Genomic DNA, 14,040 nt, shown 5'->3' with positions numbered 1-14,040 from the left:
AGGCAAAAAAATGCCCCGCACCTGGCGGGGCATTTTGATGCGCGGGGCTTACAGGCCGTCGAGCATCGCCTTGTTACGTACAGCACCTTTGTCGGCACTGGTGGCCAACAATGCGTAAGCCTTCAACGCGGTAGTGACTTTTCGCGGGCGTTTTTCTACCGGCTTCCAACCCTTTTTGTCTTGCTCAACCCGGCGTGCCGCCAGTTCTTCATCGCTGATCAACAGGTTGATCGAGCGGTTCGGAATGTCGATCAGCACCTTGTCGCCATCCTGCACCAGGCCAATCGCGCCACCGGCAGCGGCTTCCGGGGAAGCGTGGCCGATGGACAGGCCCGAAGTCCCGCCGGAGAAACGCCCGTCGGTCAGCAGCGCGCAGGCTTTGCCCAGACCTTTGGATTTCAGGTAGGACGTGGGGTAGAGCATCTCCTGCATACCCGGGCCGCCTTTGGGGCCTTCGTAGCGGATGATCACGATGTCGCCTTCCTTGACTTCGTCAGCGAGGATGCCGCGTACCGAGCTGTCCTGGCTTTCGTAGATCTTGGCGCGGCCTTCGAAGACGTGGATGGACTCATCCACTCCGGCGGTTTTCACCACGCAGCCATCGAGAGCGATGTTGCCGTACAGCACGGCCAGGCCACCTTCTTGCGAGTAGGCGTGCTCGACACTACGGATGCAGCCGTTTTCGCGGTCGGCGTCCAGGGTGTCCCAACGGGTCGACTGGCTGAACGCGGTCTGGGTCGGGATACCGGCCGGGCCAGCCTTGAAGAAGGTGTGCACGGCTTCGTCGTCAGTCTGGGTGATGTCCCATTTGGCGATGCCTTCGGCGATGGACTTGCTGTGCACGGTCGGCAGGTCGGTGTGCAGCAGGCCGCCGCGGGCCAGGGAGCCGAGGATCGAGAAGATCCCGCCGGCGCGGTGCACGTCTTCCATGTGGTACTTCTGGATGTTCGGCGCGACCTTGCACAGTTGCGGCACGTGGCGGGACAGGCGGTCGATATCGCGCAGGTCGAAGTCGATCTCGGCTTCCTGGGCGGCGGCCAGCAAATGCAGGATGGTATTGGTGGAACCGCCCATGGCGATGTCCAGGGTCATGGCGTTCTCGAACGCCTTGAAGTTGGCGATGTTGCGCGGCAGCACCGACTCATCGTTCTCGGTGTAATAGCGTTTGCACAGCTCGACGATGGTGCGGCCGGCCTGCAGGAACAGTTGCTCGCGGTCGCTGTGGGTGGCCAGTGTGGAACCGTTACCCGGCAAGGCGAGACCTAAGGCTTCGACCAGGCAGTTCATCGAGTTGGCGGTGAACATGCCGGAGCACGAACCGCAGGTCGGGCAAGCGCTGCGCTCGTATTCCGCGACCTTCTCGTCAGAAGCGCTGGAATCGGCGGCGATCACCATGGCGTCAACCAGGTCGAGGCCGTGGGAGGCGAGCTTGGTCTTGCCGGCTTCCATCGGGCCGCCGGAGACGAAGATCACCGGAATGTTCAGGCGCAAGGCAGCCATCAACATGCCGGGGGTGATCTTGTCGCAGTTGGAGATGCACACGATGGCGTCGGCGCAGTGGGCGTTGACCATGTACTCCACGGAGTCGGCGATGATCTCGCGGCTCGGCAGGGAATACAGCATGCCGTCATGGCCCATGGCGATGCCGTCGTCCACGGCGATGGTGTTGAATTCTTTCGCTACACCGCCGGCGCGTTCGATCTCGCGGGCGACCAGTTGGCCCAGGTCCTTGAGGTGGACGTGGCCCGGTACGAACTGGGTAAAGGAGTTGGCAATCGCGATGATCGGCTTCTTGAAGTCGTCATCCTTCATCCCCGTGGCACGCCACAGTGCGCGGGCGCCGGCCATGTTGCGGCCGTGGGTGGATGTTTTCGAGCGGTAATCTGGCATGGAGCACTCCGGGCGGCTAATCACTTATTAATCAGGTGCAAAGGGGAGTGAGCTTCTAATTGACGACTGGAACACCCGAAAAATGGCCGTGTGTCCGGAAGTTGCCACTCGCATCGCGGGATCGCCGCTTGCTTGGGCCTCGAGCTCATAAACCCGCCGGGGGATGACTGGCGATGAATAGGGCCGATTCTACACCGCTGGCGGCTGGAGGGAATGGCCGTAACCTTGAAGATAGCCGCTACAGGACATGTGGGCGCTGCTTGATCAGCGCATTCAGGGCGAGCCCGGCGGCACTCAGGATTAGAAAGCACAGGGCTAGCGCGGTGGTCAGGTTGGCGGTGGCCAGGTTGATCACCAGGCTGATCAGGCCGCCGCACATGAAAATCAGCAAGCTACCGGCAGAGGTCGCCGTGCCAGCCAGTTGCGGGTAGAGGCTCATGGCCTTGGAGTTGGCAATGGGTCGACAGATGGTGGTGCCGGTTGTGCAGATCAACATCGGGATCAGCACCGTGGCGGCCGACAGGCCGAACTGCCAGGCCAGCCAGAGCATGACCAGACCTGAAACAGTGATCAGCAACAGGCCAGTGTTGATTTGCCGGTCGGCGTCCATTTTGCGATGCAGGATACTGGCAATCACTCCGCCGCAGACGTAGGCCGCGCCATATAGCAGCAATGCCCAGGCGAATTGATACGTCGACAGGTTCAAGCGCTCCATGAAGATCAGGGGCGACATCACGATAAACGAGAAATGGCAGGCAAAGGCCAGGGCGGAAATCAACCAATAGCTGACGAAACGGAGGTCGGAAAACAGCAGCCAATAGCCGTTGAAGAACTGTAGCGGTGAAGGGCGATGGCTGCTGCGCGAGTCGTGCAGCAGGCGTGCGGACCAGAGCCACACCACTGTGGCTAACACGATAAACACGTAAAAACTCGCCTGCCATCCGCCATAAATTTGCAGCCAGGTGCCCATCAGTGGCGAGCTTGAGATGAACACTCCGCCGGCGGTGGTCATCCAGATTCGAATCCGTTGCAGCTCCCGTCCTGTAAACAAGTCCTGGATAAGCGCCTGCGACAGGGCAAACGCCCCGCACCCTACGGCCTGAACCACGCGAAAGCCGATAAACCAATTGAAATCCGGGGCCAGCAAACAACCGGCTGCACCCAGCGCCGATAAGGCAATACCTGCCAGCAGCAGTTTTTTGCGGCCGAACATGTCAGACAACGGGCCTATCAGCAGCAACGAGACGGCCAGGCCAATGGCAAAAATGCTGACGGACTGGGCGATTTCTGAAGGCGTGTGGCCAAAGTGATTGGAGAGGGCGGGAAAGGACGGCAGGACTACGTCGAGGGGGAAGACGGCGAGCAGGGTCATGGTCATCAACAGTACGATGAAATATGACTTGTTCGATGTGGCTGTACTAATAGGCATCAACCGGACCGCTCTATCCTTCCTTGCTGGGGGGAAGAGAGTCGGTTTGGCGGCAAGGGAAGTCAATGGAAGTGGCAGTGGGAAACATCTGAAAGGCCCGTAGGATCAGTCGTTGACTGTTCCTACGGGGAGCATCCCGCTGTCAGCTATTAGGCAGCAAGCGACAAGTAATGCTCTTGATATACCGAGTCTCGACAATCGCCGGATGCACCGGGTGGTCCGGGCCCTGGCCGCCGCGTTCGAGCATCTGGATATTGCGGTCCAGGTGACGGGCGCTGGTCAGCAGGATGTTTTGCAGATCGTCTTCCGGCAGGTGCATCGAGCACGAAGCGCTGACCAGGATTCCGTCCTTGCTGAGCAGGCGCATGGCTTGCTCGTTGAGGCGGCGGTAGGCGCCTTCGCCGTTTTTCATGTCTTTTTTGCGTTTGATGAAAGCCGGCGGGTCGGCGACGATCACGTCGAAGCGTTCTTCGCTGGCTTTCAGTTCCTTGAGGGCCTCGAACACGTCGCCTTCGATGCAGGTCATCTTCTCGGCAAAGCCGTTCAGCGCGGCGTTGCGCTCTACGCCGTCGAGGGCGAAGGCCGAAGCGTCGACGCAGAACACTTCACTGGCGCCAAAGGCTGCAGCTTGCACGCCCCAGCCGCCGATGTAGCTGTACAGGTCGAGCACGCGCTTGCCTTTGGCATACGGGGCCAGGCGGGCGCGGTTCATGCGGTGGTCGTAGAACCAGCCGGTTTTCTGGCCCTGGATCACCGGGGCTTCGAATTTCACGCCGTTCTCTTCCAGCGCCACCCACTCCGGCACCAGGCCGAAAACCGTTTCGACGTAGCGGTTGAGGCCCTCGGCGTCGCGTGCGGCGGAGTCGTTCTTGAACAGAATGCCGCTGGGCTTGAGCACCTGGGTGAGGGCCGCGATCACGTCTTCTTTATGCGCTTCCATGGTCGCCGAAGCGATCTGCACCACCAGGATGTCGCCGAAACGGTCGACCACCAGGCCCGGCAGCAGGTCGGAATCACCGTAGACCAGGCGGTAGAACGGCTTGTCGAACAGGCGATCACGCAGGGACAGCGCGACGTTGAGGCGGTGCACCAGCAGTGACTTGTCCAGCGGCAACTTGATGTCGCGCGACAGCAGGCGGGCGCAGATCAGGTTGTTCGGGCTCATGGCCACGATGCCCAGGGTCTTGCCGCCGGCTGCTTCCAGGATAGCCTGATCGCCTGCCTGGAAGCCGTGAAGTGGGGTGGCGGCCACGTCGATTTCATTGCTGTAGACCCACAGGTGGCCGTTGCGCAAACGACGATCGGCGTTGGCTTTGAGACGCAGGCTTGGCAGGGACATGACGTCGCTCCGGAAAAAAGAGCGGGAGTATACCCTTTGCGCACTCTTTCATGTGGGAGCTGGCTTGCCTGCGATGCGGGCGGTGCGGTGTATCAGACGTACGGTGGTGATGCTATCGCAGGCAAGCCAGCTCCCACATTCGATCGGGTTTCACTTGGGTTTTTGGGTGTCGGTCACGGCTGCATAAGGGGTAGAATTCGCGCCTAGTCCAGAGTGTGTATTTATGTCCCAAGAGCTTTCCGCCGAGCAGATTCAACAGGCCCTGCAAGGCATCAGCGTGCCGCCCCAACCGCAAATCATGGTGGATTTGCAGATGGAGCAGTACATGCCCGACCCGGACCTGGAAGTGATCGCACGGTTGATCTCCCAGGACCCGGGCTTGTCTGGTGCGCTGCTGAAGATCGTCAATTCGCCGTATTACGGCCTGAGCAACAAAATTGCATCGATCCAGCGTGCGGTAAACCTGTTGGGCAGCCGCTCGATCATCAACTTGATCAACGCGCAGTCGATCAAGGGCGAGATGAGCGACGACACCATCGTTACCCTCAACCGTTTCTGGGACACCGCCCAGGATGTGGCGATGACCTGCCTCACGCTGGCCAAGCGCACCGGCTCGCAAACCGTCGACGAAGCCTATGCCTTGGGCCTGTTCCACGATTGCGGCGTACCGTTGATGCTCAAGCGTTTTCCCAACTACATGTCTGTGCTGGAACAGGCTTACGCCAACGCCGGCCCGGATTGCCGCGTGGTCGATACCGAAAACAACGCGTTCCACACCAACCACGCAGTGGTCGGCTACTACACCGCCAAGTCCTGGCGCCTGCCGGAGCATGTCACCGACGCCATCGCCAATCACCACAACGCCCTGGCGATTTTCAGCGATGAGTCGTCGCGCAACCCGCAGCTCAAGAACCTGCTGGCTATCTTGAAGATGGCCGAGCATATCTGTTCGTCGTTTCGCGTACTGGGGAACCAGGCGGTGGACCATGAGTGGAATGCAATCGGGCACCTGGTGCTGGATTACGTGGGCCTGTCGGATTACGACTTCGAAAGCCTGAAGTTGTCGATCCGCGAACTGGGCGCGCACTGAACCGTCATTCAAGAGGTACACATGCCCGAGTTACCTGAAGTCGAAACCACCCGACGCGGCATTGCCCCGCACCTGGAAGGCCAACGCGTCAGCCGCGTGGTGGTGCGTGAGCGGCGCCTGCGCTGGCCGATCCCGGAAGACCTGGATGTGCGCCTGTCTGGCCAGCGCATCGTGCTGGTGGAGCGGCGGGCCAAGTACCTGTTGATCAATGCTGAAGTGGGCACCTTGATCAGTCACTTGGGTATGTCGGGCAACCTGCGTCTGGTTGAGGTCGGTATGCCCGCGGCCAAGCATGAACATGTGGATATCGAGTTGGAGTCGGGGATGGCCCTGCGCTACACCGACCCTCGGCGTTTCGGCGCGATGCTCTGGAGCCAGGATCCGCACAACCACGAACTGCTGCTGCGTCTGGGCCCGGAGCCGTTGACCGAGCTGTTTGATGGTGAGCGTTTGTTCCAGCTGTCACGCGGCAAGTCCATGGCGGTGAAGCCGTTCATCATGGACAACGCGGTGGTGGTGGGCGTGGGCAATATCTATGCGACAGAGGCGTTGTTTGCGGCGGGGATTGATCCGCGTCGCGCCGCTGGTGGTATTTCACGCGGGCGCTATTTGAAATTGGCGATTGAGATCAAGCGGGTGCTGGCCGCCGCTATCGAGCGGGGCGGCACCACGCTGCGCGACTTTATCGGCGGTGATGGGCAGCCGGGGTATTTCCAGCAGGAACTGTTCGTGTATGGCCGTGGCGGCGAGGCGTGCAAGGTCTGCGGGAGCGAGTTGCGCAATGTGGTGCTGGGGCAGCGGGCGAGTGTGTTTTGCCCCAAGTGCCAGAGCTGATTGCTGGGTGAGGGCTGAGATCGCTATCGCAGGCAAGCCAGCTCCCACATTTGAATGTATTCACATATCCAAGTGTGGGAGCTGGCTTGCCTGCGATGAGGCCATTACGGGCAATGAAAAGGCTTAGGCCTTACCGGTAATCTTGCGGTACTTCTCCATCAACTGCTCTTCAGTCTCTGGGTGCGCTTCATCCAGCGGAATGCAATCAACCGGGCAAACCTGCTGGCACTGCGGTTCGTCGTAGTGGCCGACGCACTGGGTGCACAGGTTGGGGTCGATCACGTAGATCTCTTCGCCTTGGGAAATGGCGGCGTTCGGGCACTCGGGTTCGCAGACGTCGCAGTTGATGCAATCGTCGGTGATGATCAGGGACATGGAAACTCCTGCCAGGGCACTCTGCCAAGGCATCTGAAAACTAATGCGCGCAATTGTGCCGCATTGGCGCCCGCAGTGCGAGCAGGCACCGATTGAGCGGTCTTACTTCTTGAAGCGCAATGTCAGTGCGTCAGCCACGGCAGGATGCACGAACTTGGTGATATCTCCGCCCAAAGCAGCAATTTCACGAACTAACGTCGAGGAAATGAACGAATAACGCTCCGACGGCGTGAGGAACAGGCTTTCCACGTCCGGCGCCAGTTGGCGGTTCATGTTGGCCAGCTGGAATTCGTATTCGAAATCCGACACCGCCCGCAAGCCACGCAAGAACACATTGGCGTTCTGCTCCTTGGCGAAATGTGCCAGCAGGGTGGAAAAACCCACCACTTCCACATTCGGCAGGTGCTTGGTGACCTCTTGCGCCAGCTCCACACGTTGTTCCAGGGGAAACAGCGGGTTTTTCTTGGGGCTGGCTGCGACCGCGATGATCACATGGTCGAACAGGCGAGAGGCGCGTTCGACCAGATCGCCATGGCCTTTGGTAATCGGGTCGAAGGTACCTGGGTACAACACTCGGTTCATCGCGTCGTCCTGGCGGAGTCCGTTGGGGAACCGGATGGTATCGCAGCCATCCCGGTCGGCCAAGTCGACTTACGTAGATAAATGCCGTGAATCGAACGGTTTTTCACGCTGTTTTCAGACGTTCGGCCAAGGCTGACGCCAGTTGGGCGCTCAATCCATACACCGACAACTGGGGATTTGCGCCGATGCTGGTAGGAAACAGCGAGCCGTCATGAATCGACAGGTTACGCAGTTGGTGGTGGCGACCGAGGCTGTCGGTTACCGCATGCTTCGGATCTTCGCCCATGGCACAGCCGCCCATCACATGGGCACTGCCAAGGGTTGTGCGGTGCAACTCCAGGTTCAAACCGTCAATCATGCTGCGCGCTTCGGCCAGGCTGTTCACGTACCGTGCGTCGTGATGCAACGGTTTGACCGATTTGGCCCCTGCCGCGAACTGAATCTCGGCCATGCTGTGGAAGGCCCGGCGCAGGCCGTCCCAGGCGTAGGGCGAAACCTGATAATCAAGCACGGGTGTGCCATCGCCGCGTAAATCCACGCTGCCGCCCGGGCTGTCGGGGTGAAAGCCGTCGCGCAGCAGGGCGAGCATGGCGTGGGTGTGAGGCAGTTGGCTCATGTCCAACGCGTTCTGTTTGCCGTAGCCGCCAAACAAGGTGCTGGCCAATCCTGGGTGTAAGGGTGGCGCTTCGAGCTTGTAGGACATTTTGCCGGTAGTGCCGTCCTGCCATTGGAAATGGTCGGAGTAAATCGACTGCGGCGCACCGTAGAACGGGTTGATCACTTCGTCGAACAGCCCCGCCGAGAAGTTGACCAGGTGCAAGAAGGTCCGCTTGCCCAGCCGCGAATGCGGGTCGGGCGCGTCCGAGCGCATCAGCAGGGCCGGGCTATTGATACCGCCGCCCGACAGCACGTAATGCCTGGCTTTTACGCTGATCTTGCGCCCGGTCGGCGCCACGCAGCGCTCGTCCATGGCCACGCATTCCAGGCTGCTGATGGTGTCGCCGCTGTATTTGAGCTGCTCGGCGCGGGCGAGGTACAGCAGTTCGCCGCCTTTCTCCAGGGTGGAGGGGATGGTCGTCACCAGCATCGATTGTTTGGCGTTCACCGGGCAACCCATGCCGCAATAACCCAGGTTGAAGCAGCCGCGCACATTGCGCGGGATCACATGCCAGCTGTAGCCAAGCTTTTCGCAGCCTTTGCGGATCACATCGTTGTTGGCATTCGGTGGAAGCGCCCAGGGTGCGATGCCCAGGCGCTGTTCCATTTTTTCGAACCAGGGCGCCATCTCGGCGCTGCTGTGGCCCTTCACCGCGTATTCGCTGGCCCAGTGGGCGAGGGTGGCGTCGGGTGTACGAAAGCTGGAGGTCCAGTTGATCAAGGTGGTGCCGCCCACAGCCCGACCTTGCAGGATGGTGATGGCGCCGTCCTTGCTCATGCGGCCGATGCCTTCCTGGTAGAGGCTGGCGTAGGCTTCGTCTTCGAGCAGCTTGAAGTCACTGCTGGTCTTGAGTGGGCCCTCTTCGATCAGCAACACCTTGTAGCCAGCGGCGCTGAGAATCTCGGCGGTGGTGCCACCACCGGCACCGCTGCCGATGATGGCCACATCGGCTTCCAGGGTCAGGTCGTTGTCGAGGGCGGCGCCATTGTGGGTTTTCCAGCCACGGGCCAGGCCATCGCGGAACAGATCGGGTACGGGCATCAGGGTCGTCTCTGGTTTTTATTGTGAGGGATGCGAATCAGATCTTCGGCGGGCCGGGATAACCGCAATGGGCCCAGGAGGCGGGCCGGAAATACCAGGCCATGATCACCAACTTGAGCAGCGAGCCCTGGCCCATGCGCAGCAGGTTCAGGTAGCTGTTTTCCCAGCGGTGCAGGAAGTTGCGGATCTGCTCGCTGCTGGCATTTTCCCAACTGCCCCAGATACCGGTCAGCGGGCCGCGGGTGATGCCCATGCCCAGCACGTCGAATAACTGCTGGGTGAGCTTGAACATCTCCGGCGACAAGTTTTGCAGGCTGTAGTCGAGTTTTTTCAGGGTGTCTTCAATGCCTGCGACCACTGTCTCGGCGCTGGCCGCACCCTCCAGCAGCACTGGGATCACTGCGCGCAAGAACGGCAAATCACTGGCGCGCAACATCGCGAAGCCGCTGGCCGGCGTACTGCTGGAGCAACCGCTGAGACTGGCGCCAATCCCGGCCGTGGCGAGGAAAGCGCTGGCGCACAGGCCGATTTTCAAGACGCCGCGCCGAGACAGTGCGGGTGAATCGTTCAGGCTGGGGTTCATTGTTTTTATCGTCCTGAAGGTGACGGTTATCAGCGGATAAACAACTTCTGGATCAACTTCTGAATCGATTTGCCGTAAGGGGGGTAGATCAACTTCGCCGCGTTCAGGCGCTGTTTAACCAGCACGCCCTTGGCCTTGCTGAATGTCAGGAAGCCTTCATGGCCGTGGTAATGGCCCATGCCCGACGGGCCGATGCCACCAAATGGCATGTCGTCCTGGGCTACGTGCAGCAAGGTGTCGTTCAGGCATACGCCGCCGGAATGGGTTTCGTGAAGCACACGCTCCTGCTCGTTCTTGTTGTAGCCGAAGTAATATAGGGCCAGTGGGCGTGGACGCTGGTTGATGTAGGCAAAGGCTTGGTCAAGGCCGCGATACGGCACGATGGGCAAGAGCGGGCCGAAAATCTCGTCCTGCATGACTGTCATGTCGTCGCTGACATTCAGCAGCAGGCTGTGGGCCATACGTCGAGCCTGGCCTTGCTCGTACAGTGGGACCAGGGTGGCGCCCTTGTCGGTAGCGTCCTTGGCGTAGGCATTGAGCCGGGCCAGTTGCCGCTCGTTGATGATGGCGGTGTAGTCCGGGTTGTCGGCCAGGGTCGGATAAAACCCACGTACGGCCTTGGAATACGCCTCGACAAACCCTGCGACGCGGTCCTCCGGCACCAACACATAGTCTGGCGCCACACAGGTTTGCCCGGCATTCAAGGCTTTGCCGAAGGCGATGCGCTCGGCGGCGTCCTTGAGCGGTACATCGGCCGAGACGATGGCTGGTGACTTGCCGCCCAGTTCCAGGGTGACCGGCGTGAGGTTTTCGGCCGCCGCACGCATCACGTGTTTACCAATGCTGGTGGCACCGGTAAACAGCAGGTGATCGAAGCGCAATTTGGAAAACGCCATGCCCACTTCGGCTTCGCCCAGCACCACGCACACCAGGTCCTCGGGAAAGATCCTGGCCAGCAGCGCCTTGAGCAGTTCGCCGGTGGCCGGTGTGGACTCGCTGAGCTTGAGCATCACCCGGTTGCCGGCGGCCAAAGCCCCGACCAGCGGGCCGATAGCCAGATACAACGGGTAGTTCCACGGCACGATGACGCCGACGACGCCCAAGGGTTGATAAATGACTTTGGCCGAGGCGGGCTGGAAGGCAATGCCTACAGCGCGGCGGGAGGGTTTCATCCAGCCCTTGAGGTGTTTGCTGGCATAGTGAATGCCATGCAGGCTGGGCATCAATTCGGCGAACAGGGTTTCGTCTGCGCTGCGATGGCTGAAGTCCTGGCTGATCGCAGTGATCAGCGCCTGGCGTTCGTCGCTGAGCACATCGCGCAGGGCCTTGAGCCATTGTTGGCGTTGCGCAGCCGGTGGCATCGGGTTGGCGGCGTAGGCGCGACGCTGGGCTTCGAACAGCTCCTGGAGGTGGTCCAAGGCCTGGGCATCTTGCAGGTAGGCAACGTTGGCAGACATGGCGCAGTTCCCGATTGTTATAGGTCTGCCTGGATTTTTAGAGTCATTGCTCTAAATTGTCAAATAACATTGCAGTAACATCCAGATTTAACCTGGCCAGCATAGGCCGTAAGATGCCCCATCCCGTGTTTGGAAGCTGATCCCCCATGGCACCACGAGTAAAGACCAGCGAGCGCATTGTGCAAACCAGCCTGGAGCTTTTTAACCAGCAGGGCGAGCGCAGTGTCAGCACCAACCATATCGCCGCCCATATGGAGATTTCTCCGGGCAACCTGTACTACCACTTCCCCAACAAGCAGGCGATCATCGCCGTGCTGTTTCGCGAATATGAAGCCCTGGTGGACAGTTTCCTGCGCCCGCCCCAGGGGCGCACGATGGTGGTGGAGGACAAGCGCTTTTATCTGCAAGCCGTACTGGCGGGCATGTGGCGCTATCGTTTCCTGCACCGCGACCTCGAACATCTGCTGGAGAGCGATCCGGAACTGGCCACGGGCTATCGGCGGTTTTCCCAGCGTTGCCTGATCCAGGGCGGTGCCATTTACCAGGGGTTTGTCGATGCCGGCATTCTGAATATGGACCCGGTGCAAACCGAAGCCCTGACCCTGAATGCCTGGATCATCCTGACTTCCTGGGTGCGGTTCCTGTGCACCACCAACGAAAAGTCCACCCACCTGAGCGCCGAGGCGATCAAGCGCGGGGTGTACCAGGTGCTGGTGTTGGAGGCGGGGTTTGTCACGCCCCAGGCCAAAGAAGCGGTGGATGCGTTGTTCAAGGAATTTTACGTGCCCCTGAACCAGGCACTGGAAGAAGTGAAGTAAGACCTTTCCCCTTTGTATTCACAGGAGTCAGTCATGCCGCTTGCCCAACTGATCAGCCCCCAGCAATTGGCCGAGCGCCAGAAGTCGGCAGGGCTGGTGATCCTGGATTGCCGCTTTGCCCTGGAAGACCCGGATTACGGCCTGTGCAGCTACGCCGAAGGGCATATCGAGGGCGCGCAATACGCCGACCTGGAGTGCCATCTGAGTGGCCCGGTGACCAAGGGCTTGACCGGCCGCCATCCTTTGCCTGCGGCGGACACCTTCGCCAAACAGCTGCGAGCTTGGGGCATCAGCGCCGACACCGATGTGGTGCTGTATGACGACGGCCCCGGTGCCTATGCCGCCCGTGCCTGGTGGCTGCTGGCCTGGCTGGGCAAGCGTGATGGGGTGTTTATTCTCGATGGTGGCCTCAAGGCCTGGCACAGCGCCGGTTTCCCCTTGAGCCTGGATGCGCCGCTGACCGAGCCGGGCACCTTCACTGGTGCGCCGGATAATCGGCTGGTGCTGGATGCCGAGCATTTGCAAAAAAGTCTGGGTCAGCCCGGCCTGACCTTGATCGACGCCCGCGCCCAGCCGCGTTTTCGTGGCGAAGTAGAACCCATCGACCCGATTGCCGGGCATATTCCCGGCGCGCAGTGCGCGGCATTCAATGAAAACCTGGGCAGTGATGGTCGTTTCTTGCCGGCCGAGCAACTCAAGCAACGCTATGCCGCGCAATTGCAGGGGCGCCCGCCGCAGGAACTGGTGGCGTATTGCGGTTCGGGGGTGACGGCGTGCCATAACCTGTTTGCGCTGGCGTTGGCGGGGTATCCGTTGGGCAAGTTGTATGCGGGGTCGTGGAGTGAGTGGATTACGGATCCGGCGCGGGAAATTGCAACAGGCGACTGAGCAATTGGCCCTGTAAACCCTCCCACATTTTTAACTGCGTTGTGTCAGTAACCACTGTGGGATGCGGCGTTCCAAGTAATAGCCGGGACGTTTCAGTGAACCCTCCACAAAGCCCACATGCCCACCCTTTGTCAGCAATTCAAACTCGGTGCACTCCGACAGCTCACTCGCTTCCGGCAGGCTATGAGCAAACACAAACGGATCATCGGCGGCCTGGATGATCAGTGTTGGTGTGCGGATATCGCCCAGGTAGTAGCGGCTGGAGGCGCGGCGATAGTAATCCTCAGCACTCAAGAAGCCATGCAACGGCGCAGTCACTCGCCCATCGAAGTCCCAGAACGTGCGCATCTTCTCCAGGGAGCCCAGTGCCTCCAGGGTTTTCAGACCTTCCTCACGTCCATCTTGCAAAAACTGGCGTTGCTTTACGCGAATGTACGCCAGCATCTCGCGCATGAAGTGCTTCTGGTAGATCCGCGAAAACCCCAGCCCGATGCGATCAGCGCATTGGTCCAGGCGGAACGGCACCGAGACCGCCGCCGCGCCTTGCAGCCCCGAAGTCACGCCGGTTTCGCCCAAGTGCTTGAGCAACACATTGCCGCCCAGGGAATACCCCACGGCATACAGCGGTGCCAGTGGCCGTTTGGCGCGCAGATGGGCAATCGCCGCGGCCAGGTCTTCGCTGGCCCCGGAGTGATAACTGCGCGCCAGAAGGTTGGGCTCGCCCGAGCAGCCGCGCCAGTTCAGCGCAACGCTGGCCCAACCTTGGCCGGCGAGGGCTTGTTGCAGGCCGGCCACATAGGGCGAATTGGACGAACCGGTCAGCCCATGCAGCACCAGTACCAACGGTGCGTGCAGGTCATGGGGACCATGCCAGTCGAGGTCGAGGAAGTCGCCGTCTTCAAGCCATAGACGTTCGCGTTGGCGTTCGATATGGGTCGCCGGGCGCCACAGCGGCCCCCACAGTGTTTGCAGGTGCGGGTTGCCGAGGCCGAAGGCGGGTTTGAACAAATCGGAAGAGGGGGTCATGAAACTCTCGGTAGCCAGTGAGCTCGCCGT

13 protein-coding genes are annotated in these 14,040 nt (G+C 60.5%); 4 read left to right on the top strand and 9 right to left on the bottom strand.

The annotated features are described in order from the left end of the window. Nucleotides 1-48: 48 nt before the first annotated feature. From ilvD to IH404_RS26920, 3 genes are all read right to left on the bottom strand, one after another. Entirely contained in the window at nucleotides 49-1,890 is a 1,842-nt protein-coding gene (ilvD, locus tag IH404_RS26930) for a dihydroxy-acid dehydratase (protein ID WP_005792304.1), read from the bottom strand. A gap of 238 nt (nucleotides 1,891-2,128) precedes the next feature. Continuing rightward, nucleotides 2,129-3,319 carry an MFS transporter gene (locus IH404_RS26925; protein WP_194439497.1) on the bottom strand — a complete coding sequence of 397 codons (1,191 nt, stop codon included), beginning with the start codon at nucleotides 3,317-3,319 and terminating at the stop codon, nucleotides 2,129-2,131. A 142-nt stretch (nucleotides 3,320-3,461) separates the two neighbouring features. Then, nucleotides 3,462-4,658: a class I SAM-dependent rRNA methyltransferase gene (locus IH404_RS26920; RefSeq protein ID WP_005792302.1), complete on the bottom strand. Its 1,197-nt coding sequence runs from the start codon at nucleotides 4,656-4,658 to the stop codon at nucleotides 3,462-3,464. 277 nt (nucleotides 4,659-4,935) lie between these two features. Here IH404_RS26920 and IH404_RS26915 point away from each other — a divergent pair, with 277 nt between their 5' ends. Further along, nucleotides 4,936-5,748 carry an HDOD domain-containing protein gene (locus IH404_RS26915; protein ID WP_194440714.1) on the top strand — a complete coding sequence of 271 codons (813 nt, stop codon included), beginning with the start codon at nucleotides 4,936-4,938 and terminating at the stop codon, nucleotides 5,746-5,748. Between the two features lie 21 nt (nucleotides 5,749-5,769). Continuing rightward, entirely contained in the window at nucleotides 5,770-6,582 is an 813-nt protein-coding gene (mutM, locus tag IH404_RS26910; RefSeq protein WP_005792299.1) for a bifunctional DNA-formamidopyrimidine glycosylase/DNA-(apurinic or apyrimidinic site) lyase, read from the top strand. Between the two features lie 123 nt (nucleotides 6,583-6,705). Here mutM and IH404_RS26905 read toward each other — a convergent pair whose 3' ends face one another. From IH404_RS26905 to IH404_RS26885, 5 genes are all read right to left on the bottom strand, one after another. After that, nucleotides 6,706-6,957: a YfhL family 4Fe-4S dicluster ferredoxin gene (locus tag IH404_RS26905; protein WP_003195146.1), complete on the bottom strand. Its 252-nt coding sequence runs from the start codon at nucleotides 6,955-6,957 to the stop codon at nucleotides 6,706-6,708. A 102-nt stretch (nucleotides 6,958-7,059) separates the two neighbouring features. Beyond that, entirely contained in the window at nucleotides 7,060-7,539 is a 480-nt protein-coding gene (gene coaD / locus IH404_RS26900) for a pantetheine-phosphate adenylyltransferase (RefSeq protein WP_003195136.1), read from the bottom strand. A 103-nt stretch (nucleotides 7,540-7,642) separates the two neighbouring features. Beyond that, nucleotides 7,643-9,238: a GMC family oxidoreductase gene (locus IH404_RS26895; protein WP_005792297.1), complete on the bottom strand. Its 1,596-nt coding sequence runs from the start codon at nucleotides 9,236-9,238 to the stop codon at nucleotides 7,643-7,645. Between the two features lie 37 nt (nucleotides 9,239-9,275). Then, nucleotides 9,276-9,821 (bottom strand): twin-arginine translocation pathway signal protein, encoded by a 546-nt coding sequence (locus IH404_RS26890; protein WP_194439495.1) that lies wholly within the window; start codon nucleotides 9,819-9,821, stop codon nucleotides 9,276-9,278. 29 nt (nucleotides 9,822-9,850) lie between these two features. Continuing rightward, nucleotides 9,851-11,278 (bottom strand): coniferyl aldehyde dehydrogenase, encoded by a 1,428-nt coding sequence (locus IH404_RS26885; protein ID WP_032878902.1) that lies wholly within the window; start codon nucleotides 11,276-11,278, stop codon nucleotides 9,851-9,853. Nucleotides 11,279-11,424: 146 nt separating this feature from the next. Here IH404_RS26885 and IH404_RS26880 point away from each other — a divergent pair, with 146 nt between their 5' ends. Continuing rightward, the gene (locus IH404_RS26880; RefSeq protein ID WP_005792294.1) at nucleotides 11,425-12,096 is read left to right on the top strand and encodes a TetR/AcrR family transcriptional regulator; all 672 of its coding nucleotides are present in this window, start codon (nucleotides 11,425-11,427) and stop codon (nucleotides 12,094-12,096) included. 33 nt (nucleotides 12,097-12,129) lie between these two features. Next, on the top strand, nucleotides 12,130-12,984 hold the full coding sequence (locus IH404_RS26875; protein WP_194439493.1) for a sulfurtransferase: 855 nt from the start codon (nucleotides 12,130-12,132) through the stop codon (nucleotides 12,982-12,984). Nucleotides 12,985-13,014: 30 nt separating this feature from the next. On the opposite strand, the gene IH404_RS26870 is transcribed toward IH404_RS26875, so the two are convergent. Beyond that, the gene (locus IH404_RS26870) at nucleotides 13,015-14,010 is read right to left on the bottom strand and encodes a hydrolase (RefSeq protein WP_005792292.1); all 996 of its coding nucleotides are present in this window, start codon (nucleotides 14,008-14,010) and stop codon (nucleotides 13,015-13,017) included. Nucleotides 14,011-14,040 lie beyond the last annotated feature (30 nt).

This window comes from Pseudomonas sp. OST1909, assembly GCF_015277575.1.
Classification (GTDB): Bacteria; Pseudomonadota; Gammaproteobacteria; order Pseudomonadales; family Pseudomonadaceae; genus Aquipseudomonas; species Aquipseudomonas synxantha_A.
The sequence above is the reverse complement of the archived record's forward strand: the minus strand, read 5'-3'. Positions and strand labels throughout refer to the sequence as shown.

Bases quoted from the DNA above. Each gene is read 5' to 3' on its own strand.
- IH404_RS26885 (WP_032878902.1), bottom strand. From the start codon at position 11,278: ATGTCTGCCAACGTTGCCTACCTGCAAGATGCCCAGGCCTTGGACCAC.
- IH404_RS26895 (WP_005792297.1), bottom strand. From the start codon at position 9,238: ATGCCCGTACCCGATCTGTTCCGCGATGGCCTGGCCCGTGGCTGGAAA.
- IH404_RS26870 (WP_005792292.1), bottom strand. From the start codon at position 14,010: ATGACCCCCTCTTCCGATTTGTTCAAACCCGCCTTCGGCCTCGGCAAC.
- IH404_RS26925 (WP_194439497.1), bottom strand. From the start codon at position 3,319: ATGCCTATTAGTACAGCCACATCGAACAAGTCATATTTCATCGTACTG.
- IH404_RS26905 (WP_003195146.1), bottom strand. From the start codon at position 6,957: ATGTCCCTGATCATCACCGACGATTGCATCAACTGCGACGTCTGCGAA.
- IH404_RS26880 (WP_005792294.1), top strand. From the start codon at position 11,425: ATGGCACCACGAGTAAAGACCAGCGAGCGCATTGTGCAAACCAGCCTG.
- IH404_RS26920 (WP_005792302.1), bottom strand. From the start codon at position 4,658: ATGTCCCTGCCAAGCCTGCGTCTCAAAGCCAACGCCGATCGTCGTTTG.
- ilvD (WP_005792304.1), bottom strand. From the start codon at position 1,890: ATGCCAGATTACCGCTCGAAAACATCCACCCACGGCCGCAACATGGCC.
- IH404_RS26890 (WP_194439495.1), bottom strand. From the start codon at position 9,821: ATGAACCCCAGCCTGAACGATTCACCCGCACTGTCTCGGCGCGGCGTC.
- IH404_RS26875 (WP_194439493.1), top strand. From the start codon at position 12,130: ATGCCGCTTGCCCAACTGATCAGCCCCCAGCAATTGGCCGAGCGCCAG.
- mutM (WP_005792299.1), top strand. From the start codon at position 5,770: ATGCCCGAGTTACCTGAAGTCGAAACCACCCGACGCGGCATTGCCCCG.
- coaD (WP_003195136.1), bottom strand. From the start codon at position 7,539: ATGAACCGAGTGTTGTACCCAGGTACCTTCGACCCGATTACCAAAGGC.